The organism is Owenweeksia hongkongensis DSM 17368 (assembly GCF_000236705.1).
Classification (GTDB): Bacteria; Bacteroidota; Bacteroidia; order Flavobacteriales; family Schleiferiaceae; genus Owenweeksia; species Owenweeksia hongkongensis.
This window is the reverse complement of record NC_016599.1, coordinates 3,635,967-3,649,830: the sequence shown is the minus strand read 5'-3', so window position 1 is coordinate 3,649,830 and position 13,864 is coordinate 3,635,967. Positions and strand designations below refer to the sequence as shown.

5 protein-coding genes are annotated in these 13,864 nt (G+C 41.0%); all 5 read right to left on the bottom strand.

All coding sequences use genetic code 11. The features are described from left to right. Nucleotides 1-78: 78 nt before the first annotated feature. On the bottom strand, nt 79-369 hold the full coding sequence (locus tag OWEHO_RS16135; protein ID WP_014203567.1) for a hypothetical protein: 291 nt from the start codon (nt 367-369) through the stop codon (nt 79-81). Between the two features lie 56 nt (nt 370-425). Continuing rightward, nucleotides 426-2,417: a T9SS type A sorting domain-containing protein gene (locus OWEHO_RS16130; protein WP_014203566.1), complete on the bottom strand. Its 1,992-nt coding sequence runs from the start codon at nt 2,415-2,417 to the stop codon at nt 426-428. 585 nt (nt 2,418-3,002) lie between these two features. Continuing rightward, complete coding sequence (locus OWEHO_RS16125; RefSeq protein ID WP_014203565.1) at nt 3,003-5,009, bottom strand: T9SS type A sorting domain-containing protein; 2,007 nt, start codon at nt 5,007-5,009, stop codon at nt 3,003-3,005. Nucleotides 5,010-5,148: 139 nt separating this feature from the next. Beyond that, on the bottom strand, nt 5,149-10,077 hold the full coding sequence (locus tag OWEHO_RS16120; protein ID WP_014203564.1) for a PKD domain-containing protein: 4,929 nt from the start codon (nt 10,075-10,077) through the stop codon (nt 5,149-5,151). Nucleotides 10,078-10,257: 180 nt separating this feature from the next. Next, on the bottom strand, nt 10,258-13,629 hold the full coding sequence (locus tag OWEHO_RS16115) for a PKD domain-containing protein (protein WP_014203563.1): 3,372 nt from the start codon (nt 13,627-13,629) through the stop codon (nt 10,258-10,260). Nucleotides 13,630-13,864: the final 235 nt, after the last annotated feature.

Sequence of the window (13,864 nt, the reverse complement as noted above, 5' to 3'; positions counted from 1 at the left end):
CCGTTGCACCGTTGCTCAAAACCAGAGATACAGTCTATCCGTAGCAAATCCCCCTATTTATAGACAGTTACACTTTTTTCACCGCTGCTGTTGAAACCACTTCAACGGCTCCTGCATTAACATAGCAACGGCAAATTCTCGCAAGGGACTGCTTTTTAATGAAGAGATTGAAATACAATAGTAACCCACACCACCGAAATCAGCCGTTGCAACGGCATCAACGGGTATTGACAAAGGGTTATCAAGATTTTCAGCAACGGCTATCAACGGCTTGAAACGGGAAATATCAACCTCATGAAACTGAAAATGGAGATATCCAAAGAACCCCGGCCGAAGCCGATATTGCCTGGTGCTCTGCCAGCGCGCCATTTATTATAGGATCTTTGGACTAACTGTTTTAAAAATAATCATTTTAGCTAAACCACCTATTCTTTCATCACCTTTCTAAAAACCCTTACCCCTTGCCTACTAATCAGCTCCAGCACATACACCCCTTTCGGTAAATCGGATAAATCCAGTTTGTTGTTTTCTTTTTTAAAGGGCTGTTGTAATAAGAGCTTCCCACTAAGATTGTATAAAGTTACTTGACCTTCCTTGGACAAATTCTCTAAGTTCAAAAAATCATTGGTAGGATTGGGATAAATCGCTATTTCGGCCAAGCTTTCTTCAATGAGGCTGATTTCCCCGGCTACTAAGCTATCACACACCGTAACCTCTGTGCATTCAAAGTAGGCCATAGCACAAACTCTATATTTCCCTTTGGCAGCATAGCTATGCTGAATACTGTCACCCCACACTTGGGTGCCATCACCCAAATACCACTTTACGCTATCTGCCGGATCTCCGGTGTAGGTAAGGTTTATCGTATTGCTAGCATTTATGCCGCTCACACTCATGCTGGCCTCCGGTACATCACACTCATACTTGGTAAGGAAAAAGCTGCGCTGGCTGCCTACTTTGTACAAAGTATCCTGCCCCAAAAACATAGACATGCTAAAGTTACCTCCCATATAGTAGGTGTTTTGTGGGCCGGCTGCTATAGCATTGCCATAGCTTGCACCGCCAAAGGGTGTATTAGTGCGCTCCATAGTAATAAGCTCACCATTGCTTTTGTTAAAGCGGGCAAGAAAGGCATCGTAGCCTTGGTTACCCAGGGTTTTTACAGAATCTGTGTTGTTGGGCCAGTATAAACTTGAACCGTAGCCAGTAATAGCTATTTCGGTGTCGCTAACCGCTACATCATAAGTAATTGAAACTGCGTCCACAACAGCCATTTCTGACCACAAATGGTTTCCTCCTGAATCAAATGAGCTAACGAAAGGAGCCCCACTGCTTTTGGGAGAGGTATATGTGTGACCTCCAAACTCCGTTCCAGGCCTTACTAAGCCCCCTAAATAGATATTGCCATTCAAATCCAATTCCAGATCCTCTATAGAACCAAGGTCACCCCCCCCACTTTCCTTTTTCCATAATAATTGACCTGCTGGGGAAAAGGCTGCTAGATACATTTTTGAGTTTACAGGACCTCCCCCAAGACTGATAGTTGCACTGCCTTCATTTGTTCCAGCGATATAATAATTGCCGGTTGCAGAATTTACTTTAAACTTTGCAGAGCCGAACGCTCCCCAAAATTGCAATCCATCAATAGTCATGTCTAATGAAGTACAACTTAGCACCTGTCCTTGAGTGGAGTACTTCAATATAAACATTCCCTCTTGTGTAATCACATTGTTATTGGCCCAACGAAACTGGCCTGGTTTCAGATAACACCACCAATGCACATTTCCACTATTGTCAACATCCATTCTAAAAGGAAAATTTCCACGATACATACTTGTACTATCTGGCTCCGGCATTCGCAGCCATTTAAGTGTACCCGAGGTATCATATTTTATCATAAACATACTTTGCTGTAAGGTATCCTTATACATTAAAGTAGTTGAGTCAATGGGTACTATAGAAAGTACCGTATCGGCATCAAAGTGCACAGCAGTTGGAGGCACTCCTACCCATGTCTCGTAGACGTTTAATACTCTTCCCTGTAAATAAACATTACCTTGAAGATCAGTTTCAATACCTTGAACAACATCCATTTCTGCACCCCCGATAACTTTTGTCCATCTCAGTTGTCCTGATGGTGAAAAACTGCAAATCAAAATATCTGTTGTACTACCCGTGCCATAACCTGAGTAACTCGTGAGTGATTGACTTCCTACCTTAACACCAGCACCACCTATGGGTCCCATGGTGTAAATGTTTCCATTAGCGTCTGTTACTATTTGAGTAATGTTATTATAGTCCTGCAGACGCTGCATGGTATTCACTGAACCTCCTCTTACACCCCAATTCCATTGAGCGAATAGTGTAGGTAAAATCATCAAAAAGGTCGTGAAGAAAAAGAGTAGTTTTTTTAACATAGAGTCTGAATAATGTTTAGTAAAAGAGTTTAACACAAAAATTACAATTTAATAAGAGATTTCCTATTTGTAATGAGTTAGAGAAAAATAAGCCCGACATCTTAACAATGCCGGGCCCATTTTATAAACTAACTCAACATTTTAGCGTTGAATGGCCAAGCGTCTATAGTCTACCACACGATCATTTACGCGTATTAAAAGTATAAGTTTTTCTTTCCTTTTCCCTTGATGGAAAACGAAACCAAAAAATCAAGGCTTCTTGGATTTTTTCTAAAACCTACTTTTCACTTCACTGAAAAATAAAAGGCCTGCGGCTGCTTATTTTTCTGCGTTCCGTTACACTTGGTTTTTACGTAAAAATCCAAAAGGCCGGTCCCTAAACCCTAAACCTCTCGGCTAGCCAATGAACTTTTTCGAGAACTAACGGGCATTCAAATGGAATTGCATCCCGAAGCATGAGGGATAAGCATGAAATGCAGAATGAACCGTGGTTTTGCTTTTAGCAGAAAAGCAAAAAGTTCCTAAAAAGTTCTAGATTTTTTGCTTCGTTTTGCATCATGGCAAAATGAAGAAAGGAAACAATCGTCAATCCTTCATCACTTTCCTAAAAGCTCTCTCCCCAGCACCATTCTGTAGCTCCAGCAGATAGACTCCTTTGCTAAATTGACTTAAATCTAAGGAAGCCTTCATATCTTTAAATTGTTTTTGCAAAAGCAATTTTCCATTAAGGTTATAAAGTTTTACGGAGCTATGCTTTGGCAAATTCTCTAAGTTCAAAACACCATTGGTAGGATTGGGATAAATCGCTATTTCGGCCAAGCTTTCTTCAGTGAGACTGATTTCCCCGGCTACTAAGCTATCACACACTGTAACCTCTGTACACTCAAAATAAGCCATTGCACACACTCTATATTTTCCTTTTCTGGCATAGCTATGCTGAATACTATCTCCCCATACCTGAGTGCCATCTCCTAAGTACCATTTTACACTATCTGCCGGATCTCCGGTGTAGGTAAGGTTTATCGTATTGCTAGCATTTATGCCGCTCACACTCATGCTGGCCTCCGGCACATCACACTCATATTTGGTAAGGAAAAAGCTCCGCTGGCTGCCTACTTTGTACAAAGTATCCTGCCCCAAAAACATAGACATGCTAAAGTTACCTCCCATATAGTAGGTATTTTGTGGGCCGGCTGCAATGGCGTTGCCATAGCTTGCGCCACCAAAAGGTGTGTTAGTACGCTCCATGGTGATGAGCTCACCATTGCTTTTGTTGAAACGGGCAAGAAAGGCATCGTAGCCTTGGTTAGCTTGTGTTTTAACAGAATCTGTATTGCTTGGCCAGTACAAACTTGAACCGTAACCTGCTATTGCTATCTCGGTATCGCTTACTGCAACATCAAGTGCATCAGAAGCCGCATCTACAACTGCCATACTTGACCATATGTGATTACCACTGGAACTAAATGCACTAACATAAGGTGATGCATGAGATCGCGGTGAACTATAAGTGTGACCTCCTAAAGAAGTACTATTATGTACAAAACCTGTGATGAACAAGTTACCGCTATTATCAATCTCAAGCCTATTGATTGCACCCTTATCATAGCCCCCACTTTCCTCTTTCCATAATAGTTGGCCTGAAGATGAAAAACATGCGATGTACATTGTGGAGGAGATTGTATCTCCGTCTATTAACAGATATAAATTTTGTTTGGCCTTGTTTGTACCAGCGATATAGTAATTGCCGTTCATTGGGTTTCGAGCAAAGTGTGTAAGCCCTCCCCAAATGGAAGTTAAATAGTCTCCATGAGCAACATCCAAGCCCAATCGAGTTATTCCGATTTGATTTCCCTGGCTACTGTATTTTACTACATAAGTACCCGCCTGGGTAATAATATTATTAGTGGCCCATCTATATTCACCAGGCAAAAGGTAACACAGCCAATAAGCGTCTCCATTGGCATCAACATCCAAGTTAATGGGTGTATTGCCACGAAACTTACTGGTTGTATCAGGCTCTGGCATTGTTAACCACTTAAAGACACCAGAAGTATCATACCTTACTATAAACATACTTTGGTTTAAAGTATCTTGTATCAAGCTCCATGTTAGCGTATCATACGGGATTTTTGGAAGCACCGTGTCTGTATCAAAATGCACAGCCGTATTAGGCGGCCCTACAGGATTATCATCTACATTTCGAATTCGACCAGTTACATATAAACTACCACTATTATCCGCCTTCAAGGCATAACCAACGTCATATAATCGTCCTCCAATTACTTTTGACCATCTATAGTTCCCATCACTTGTAAAACTTGAAAGGACCATATCCAATGAGTTGTAAGTTCCATATTCAGAATAGGCGATGAGCGAGTTCTCGGCTACTTTAAGACCCGCCCCCCCAACCTGGGATAGAATGTAAACATTACCCGCTTGATCTGTGGTGATATGATTCACATTATTGTAGTCTGTAGTTCTGCTAAAAGTATTCACCGACCCACCACTAATAGCCCAATCCCATTGAGCGACAACAGTAGGAGAAGTAAGTGAAAAGATGAGCGTAAGAATGAGTAGTTTTTTAAGCATAGAGTCTGTTTAATGTTTAGTAAAAGGGTTTAACACAAAAATTAAAATTTAATAAGAGATTTCCTATTTGCAATTAGTTAGAGAAAAATAAGCCCGACATCCTAACAATGCCGGGCTCATTTTCTAAACTAAACAACTCTTATCGCTGAATTGCCAATCGTCTGTAATCAACCACACGATCATTTACGCGTATTAAAACTATATACACGCTTGGGCTCCACTTTTCGGTTTGCACCGTTTGGGTTCCACTGGCTTGGACTACCTCGTATTCACCCATCAAAACCCCCTGTAGGTTATACACCTCAATGGTTCCTTTTGAGCCTTCTACCCACATCCGAAGGTCATAGATCACACCAACTTCGGTGATAGCTGGGTTGGGTGCCAGGCTAAAGCTGTGCTCCGCATCCGTATCATCAGCTGTTCGGGCCGCTGCCTGCTTGTACCAGCTGGTATCATTGCAAAGTGGCTGCGGCAATTCATACTCTCCTTCCATATAGCAGGGAGAGAAATCATCCGGATTATGGGTTGAAGCCATCCATGTATCCATTGGCCCTGTATAGCCTGGATTTGGGATAAACTCAACGGTCACCGATGTTCCACCAGGAGGCACCAAAATAGATGATGGTACAAAAATTCCATTTGGCGAATTCAGGTTAACCGTGATGGGTTGTCCATAAGGGTTATCTATATAGAAATCCACATAGTTACGGCAATCCCCGGGACTACCATCGTAGTAGGAACCGTGGAAATCTACCCTTACTTCACACTCACAACGCTCACTGATTCTCAAATCAAAATAACGTGCAGTATAGTCGCAAAAATCATTTTCAAGGGTAAAGCTATACTGACCATTATAAGGCGTTTGGAGATAAATATCAGGAATAGAACCACTTCCAGCAGCTCCATACGTCACAGGGTCTATCGGGTCATTTAGGCTCCAGTTGGTAAATGAAATGATAGGGTCTGGCAAATCAAACTCTTCACTACCATCTACCTGTGCAGGACATAGCTCATAACAACCAAGCGGATATATCCAAATATACTCTTCTGGCGACTTTGGAACATACACCATTGCCTCGCTGGTACATCCCCAATCATTGGTATAAGTCACCGTAAAGTTTCCGCCTTCGGTCACTTCAATATTCGGCCCACTTTGTCCATCACTCCAGGTATACGTTCCGGTTCCACTGGCTGTAGCATTCAACTCTATGGTATAAGGCTGACAAGTAACCAGACTGAAACTAATATTAGGAGAAGCTGGTGGTGCATGAACCTCAACCTGAAAAACATCATTGGTGAAACACTGTGGGACACTATTCCTTGACACATTTAGCACATAGTTTCTAATACCTGTAGATCCAGCATATACCGTCAGATTTGGATCCGTACCCAATGATCCTGGGGTACCTTGTAAAGTCCAATTATAACTAAAATCACCTTCGCCTAAATCACCAAGTAAACGTATACTATCTCCAAGGCACACATCTGTTGGGCCTTCAATTTGAGGGTTGGGTGAGGGCACAAACTCTACCGTTGTTGAAGCAGAAGCTTCCCTACACTCATTGGCATCTTTTAAGATCACAAAGTAAGACCCAGACTCAAATACCGAAGTAGTTACCGAATTACCAGTACCTGGCCAAGTAACAACCGCAAAGTCATTGGGCTGAAAAACAGCTTCAGTTGGAACCCCGGATGTATTTTGTTGTATTCCTGTTAAAACAATAGTCCCATTGTCACATTCAATGATCTTATTGGAACTAATATTCGGATCAAGATCATTTGGCGAAACATTTACTGTATCAATGAATGTGCTACTGCAGCCCAGTGAATTTGTTACTGTGAGAGACACTGCTTTACCTCCTGATCCAGCATATACCCTACTTGGATTGAAAACCGCAGATTTTGCCTGATCACCAAAGTCCCATTCATAAGTCAACCCCGTACTTGGCGTACTCAAATTGGTAAACTCGATTGGGTAACCCATGCAGGCACCGTCAAAATTAAAGCTGAAATCCGCAACCGGGAAGGCAGGTAATTCGAGGGTGTCAATAATGGTACACTTTGGGTGTCCACTTCCTTCTATTTCCATCTTTATTTCATAAGAACCCGGAGTGAATGTATTGGTGTACATGATATTACTTCCCGACTGAACGGGGTTATTATCTACATAGAAGCTGTAAGTATCAATAGAAGCATTAGGGTGATAATTTGAATGATCTACCACATTCACTTGGTAAACCCCATTGGATTGACAAGTAATGTCAAATTTGAAATCGGGCACATAGGGTACTTCTACATAAATATCATGAAAGGTGTAGCAAACAGAATCGGGATCAAATGCCCCCTTTCCATAGAAATGACAAGCGCGATAAGTAACTTTATAGGTACCAACCTGATCAAATTTCATTACCGCCTCATATGGTGTAGAAACATTGTACGAAACAGGATTAGCGCCCCATTTCCAGTTCTCACCCACTAAATAGGTAGCAGGATACTGTGGACTGGCCGTAATTGTAACTTCCTGGCAACCTGACACTGTATATGAAAGTGTAATAGGATACTGACTAAAAGCATCTCCAATACATAAATCGCAACCTATTGAGTCTTGCCCAGTACTTGGAGCACAAGGGTTTGCATCAACATAAACAAAGTTGGTCGTATCAACGCAACCATTATTCCCGGTTACCACGCAAAAATAAGTACCATAACCTGGTGCTACATATTTTGGTGTGCTATTTAGCTTACTTGTATCTCCTTCCTCATACCAAGCAAATGTTGCGGTTGCACCGGCACCACTTTGTATTACAGCATACATAGTATCACCAGGCTGCGAAGCGCAGATTGGCCCGTTGGTAAAGGCACTAGCAATGGGACTTGGATTTATCGTGATTGTTTTTGTTTTTACCACGCTGGTACCACATCCATTCGGGTTATTGAGCTTCATAATTATAGTATAACTCAATGGAGTGCTCGCGCCACTTTCATAGGTATGGCTTGTGCTTGCCGTAGTGCTTGTCGTAGTAGTTCCATCCCCAAAATCCCACTCAATATTTGTAAAACTATTAATAGGAACACCTGCATTCATCGAAATATTAATGTTATACCCCGAGCATACTGAGTCAGGTGCATTTATGGAAACATTAGACACAGGCACCACATGAACAGACATAGTATCATAATAAGAAGAACCACATTTCCTAACCTTTACCACTACGTCTACATATTGAGGTGAAGCAAGACTGTTCCATAAAATATCTACACTTTGACTACCATCGCCTGAGGTTACACTACCATGCGTTTCAGGAATAATAGACCATTCATATAACTCTCCCTGAGAATAGGCAGCGGTGTAAAGCGAGTAGCTATTGTCGCATGAGGTATCAGCACCACCAATATTGGGCTCCACAATTTCGCGTGTAATCACTTGAGTAAAAGTATCCGAAACACAGCCTGTTCCATTTTTATACTTCCGCCAAATTTTCAAGGCATAAGGGCCATTTCCACTAAAGGTGGCACTCGCATCGGAACCGGATGTTATACTCTGTCCATTAGAAAAACTACCATTTACAATCTTCCAGTTAAAAGTTGTTCCGGGTATTTCAGGGTAGGTATTATAGCTATATGGAATGCCTGGACACACAGAGGTAGGTCCATCAAGATCTGCTGGAGCAGCGGGCTTTTCGAGAACCTCAAATGAAAATGGATCAGGACTGCAGAAACTCTGCCGTGTTACCGTTACCGTGTAGTTTCCTGGGTCATTTATAGTAATAGGAAATGAGTTTGTTGGCCCACCTTGGTGCGCAACAATTAGACTACCTTCTTTATAAACTTTCCAATTCCCAGAAAATCCATTGCTGAGCTCAAAATTATAGGGCTCATCTGCACAAAGTAATTTAGGGCCAGAAATAGATGCACTTGGTCTAATTGTTAATTCCTTAATAGCCTTACCACCGCAGTTCACAAGATCATTGTTGTAAGCACATCTTAAAGTGGCAGTGCCGGTAGTGGCACTATTTACAGTTACTATTATTTCATTGGGTTGATCAGAGGGCTGGATATCAATATCTGCCCCAGTTTTGCTCCATGTAAATTCAGTGGCTGGCCATTGAGGCAATCGGTATAAATAACTGCTTCCTTCGCAAATTTCTGTTGGCCCTTCAATAGTTCCTAGACTTTTTATCACCGGAACCTTTATTGTGGTTGGAGCTTCACATCCATCTCCACAGTATCTATTATATACAGAAAGGTATCCAAATCCATCACTACCAACTTGGTCCCATATCACATCAACATAACCTACTCCATTCGATGGAGTTTGAAAAGTACCTCCCACTGCTTTCCAGTCATACTTACCGCAACTTTTTTGCACTGTATAGCGTGCCTGTTCACCTTCACATACCACAGAAGGGCAGTCAATTATTAGCTGCTCAGCTTCATCTACAGTTATCTCAATCATATATTCGCTCCTGCAATTACAGGAATTTACTACCTCAAGAATTACCTCATAGTGCCCGCCACTGGTATACTCGTGACTGGGGTTGGGCACATTGGAGTACGTTCCATCTCCAAAACTCCAGTTCCAAGCCACAATGGGTGAAGTTCCCAAAGGCATAGACATATCTTTAAATTGAAGTTCGCGGTAAGTACAGGTACTAATAAAGGATTGCAGTGTATCTGGAAGCACTCCAAAACGAGCTTCTGGCCCTTGTAGGATTTCAATGCATTTAGTGTCGGTGACAACACCATCATCAGTAATTACCTTCACCGCAATTGAACCAGCACCCGCTGAGAACCAACCTACGGTTACCTTATCACCATTGTCAGCAAGAATGGTCCCACCAACTACTGACCAAGTGATATCATTTGCTGCTGCGGTGGTATTTGCGTCAAACTTTACTTGACTGCCGCTACAAACTCTTATGCAACTTGTACTGTCATCAGGATTTGGCTCTGGAGGGGAGTCGAGAGAACATCCCACCTCAGTATCAGTAGTAATGTGTTGTCCTTTTGCTTCATACCCTAATCCAAATAGAAGAAAAGTAGCAAGAAAAAATAATACTTTTTTCATAGAAGTAATTTTTAGCTATTATAATTGATCACTATAAAGTAAATAATTGACTACCAAAAAATCATCACTACAAATAGCTAATACCAATTACCAAAATCCATTATAGAAACACAAGTAATAGACATCAAAAAAGGCTACCCTTTTTAGGGTAGCCTTTCACTTCAACCTCGCACACAATCCTTATTTATTGAACACTACTTTCTTATAGCTTAAGAAATTATTACTGCGGATTACCACAAAATAAACTCCATGTGCCAAATTCATTTCGGCTCCATTGAATTGTATTTCATGCTTGCCAGCTGCTCTCTTTTCATTTGAGATCAGAGCGATTTGCTTACCACTGGCATTGAGGATTGTTATCTCCACATTTTGCTCAGATGGATTCACAAAGTTGATAGACAACTCATCATTAAATGGATTTGGGTATACCGATGCCCCGAAGTCATTAAGCTCATCCTCTGAAGAGGATCCTGATTTCTTAATAACAGGCTTACACCCTTGGATGGTTATTTCTTTACAGAATTCGTCTTTACAACCTACGGTACCATTAGATCCATATACCGTTAAACAAACTTTATAAACACCATCCCCAGGGAAACTATGACTTGGATTGGCCGATGTAGAACCCGTTCCGTCACCAAAATCCCACTTATAACCAGTGATTTGGGTACACTCATTTGTCATTGCCGATTCATTGAAGAATACGGTGCATGGATCCTGAATTCCAAACAGGCCTATAAAATTGGATTCAACTTTACATTCACAATCCTTACAATCTTGAATGTTTATCACCTCGCAAACTTCTTCTTTACATTTTACCTGTCCATTATTACCCTCTACCGTAAAGCATACGGTATAACTGCCATTGGTAGCATAAGTATGCACTGGGTTTTGCAATGTAGAAGTAGTTCCGTCACCAAAGTCCCAATAATACTTATCCACTTTGGTACATGAGTTAGCATTTGCTTCGCCAGCAAATCTTACTTCACATTTTTCAATCTGGTAATCCATCTTAGGTTCAAAGTCACAAGGACAATCCTTACAATCCTTGATCTCGATTTCCTTACAAATCGTTTGTTTACATACATCGTTACCATCGGTACCTTCTACGGTAAAGCATACTGTGTAAGTACCATTTGAAGGATACGTATGAACCGGGTTTTGAGCACTACTATTGGTACCGTCACCAAAACTCCAATAGTACTGCAGCACTTGAGTACAGGCATTATTACCAGCAAATCCCTCAAACTTCACTTCGCACTCCTCTATAGAAAGATCCATATATGGAGCCAACGTACAATGGCAAGGATCACAATCTTTTATGGTCACTTTTTGACAAACAGTATCTGTACAGCGTGTAGTACCATCATATGCCACCGTAATCAAACAAACATTGTAGGTGCCATTGGCTGAATAACTATGATTTGGATTAGCAACAGTACTTGTATTTCCATCACCAAAATCCCACATATAATCAGTTATTTGAGAGCAACTATTGGTAGCTGATTCATTAACGAATTTTACATCACATTTTCCTACTGAAAAAGTAAAGTCTGCTTTTGCCTCGCAGTCACAACATTCTATTTCAAATGTATCTAGAGCTACACAGCCAGTTTGCAGGTCAGTAACCTCTACCCAGTACTCAGTATTTACAGTTCCGTTGATTCCACTTGCCGTAGATGCATTGCTCCACAAGAAACTATATCCTGAAGTACTTAACGGGTTTCCATTTTGATCTTCCACAACCATAAAGAAGGGTTGACCAGGATTACTACATGGATCGCAGGTAGTACACAACGGAACAATATTCACGTCTAAATCACAGCAATCGTAGTAGAAGCTATCTGTCCAGCTACATCCTAAGAGAGAATCTTCAACCGTTACAATGGTCCCTTGATTTGGCATTATCCAATCATAAGCAGCTGTCCATCCTGGGTGGTGACTCCAGTTGATATCAAAGTATGAATCATCAATCAACATATTATTGTCATCCACAATAAAAATCGGGAATATGTCATTCGGGAAGGTACACGGGCTACATCCTACAGTATCTACCCAGGCACCATACTTGGTTCTAAGGTTGCTCTTGTATTTAGCCACAACCTCCTGTATTTTTCTATCTACCTGAGATGATCTTCCACTCAAGTCCCAATATTCACAGCAGTCCAAAATTCTGTACTGTGGACAACAATCCGGGTCGGTCAGATAATCATTATCAGGCCCAGGATTAGTGTTAAGATCTGTTTCTGTATTTAAAGAGCCATTGATATCAAAGGTGATATTTGCCTCAAAATCAAAACCTCCGGTGTAAGCTCCAAAATCTCCCGGAGAAATATTAAAGCAAAAAGTCTGGTTTACAAGATCTATTGTAGGACTTGTTAAGGTATTTACAAGTATACCTCCTTGATAAATATTAAGAGTCAAATTATTTACAGTAGCCGTAGTACACTGAAATGCCGCTAAGTCATATGATCCGCATACCTGAGTAATATTGGAGCAGGTGTCTGTTGGATCAAGATCAATAGAACCTTGATAATTGCATGAATCAGCAACACACTCCGTACATATATCGTCTATGTATGAATATCCCCAATGCGCACTCGCTCCACAGTCGGCAGTAGTTATATCCAAAAGAACTGTATCTCCAATGTTTCCTGAAACTTCTAACTCTGCACAGCGCCACACAGTCCAAATCAACGAATCATTTCCTGACACTTGCACTGCAGTTGTAAAATTGTTTCGTTGCAACCCTGTCTCACAAAAAAAATCCTGCTCTACATTGGTCGTCTGATGTACCGCCCGAGCTCGAAAAAAAGGCTGGGAATTGACATGGTTGTTAGGGTTTTGCAAAACAAATGAATACCAGAAGGCTATATCTTCATTAGGCTGAGTTAATACCACTGGATATATAACTCTATTAACGCCTAATCCTCTATTACTCTGATTTACCCTCAATGAATGATTACCAGCATGAACCTGAGCTAAACTACCTCCATAGCTTGCAACTATAGGGTCTGGCCCAACATTCATAATTTGACTGTTTATACCTGGGTCAATTGTATTTGGTGTTTCAAGCGTTCCTGGTGTTTCAGGCACAAAGGTTATCCCAGCAATAGTACATTCCCCTACCCCGTATAATCCTGATTCTACAGAAAAGCCCGCATAATTTCCCAGTTCCAAATCCCCATTTACACACGGCCCTAGAACCATGGGTTGGAAAACTTCTAAAGCCTTGGGATTTTCCTTAAAATAAAGTGCTCGCAAATAAAGGCGCTTCACCCCTCTGTCCAAATCTTCCTGACTAACCTTTTCCAACTCAATATTACGCTCATGATCATGACCATGCTTTTCCTGATACTGCGCAAAAAGATCATATACCTCTTTGGGGATATCATCACTCATATGTATTTCTATATACTCGGTGATTTTGACCTCTTCAGCAAGCATTGCTTTGTAACGCTGATCTGCTGGTTGGCTTTGAGCCAATACATTGGCAAAACTCACAATGGCTAATAATGTCACTAACCAAATTTTGTAAAAATTCGTTCTCATATTTAAGTGGTTTAAATTGTTACCTGAAAATATCAATTTCCCAACCTAAATACATGTTCAAAAAGTAAATCCATGGCATTGCAGAATAATCTCACATCACTCAATCTCTTTATCCAAAAGCAATTACAAAACTTAAGCTACCTAATTTATAGATATAAAAAAATTATAGCACAATATTTGCTATCACAATAAAAACAAGTTTTTACGAAAAATTTGCTATTAAAAATCATCATGT

Excerpts from the sequence above, each read along its gene's own strand:
- OWEHO_RS16125 (WP_014203565.1), bottom strand. The coding sequence starts at position 5,009 with ATGCTTAAAAAACTACTCATTCTTACGCTCATCTTTTCACTTACTTCT.
- OWEHO_RS16120 (WP_014203564.1), bottom strand. The coding sequence starts at position 10,077 with ATGAAAAAAGTATTATTTTTTCTTGCTACTTTTCTTCTATTTGGATTA.
- OWEHO_RS16130 (WP_014203566.1), bottom strand. The coding sequence starts at position 2,417 with ATGTTAAAAAAACTACTCTTTTTCTTCACGACCTTTTTGATGATTTTA.
- OWEHO_RS16115 (WP_014203563.1), bottom strand. The coding sequence starts at position 13,629 with ATGAGAACGAATTTTTACAAAATTTGGTTAGTGACATTATTAGCCATT.
- OWEHO_RS16135 (WP_014203567.1), bottom strand. The coding sequence starts at position 369 with ATGGCGCGCTGGCAGAGCACCAGGCAATATCGGCTTCGGCCGGGGTTC.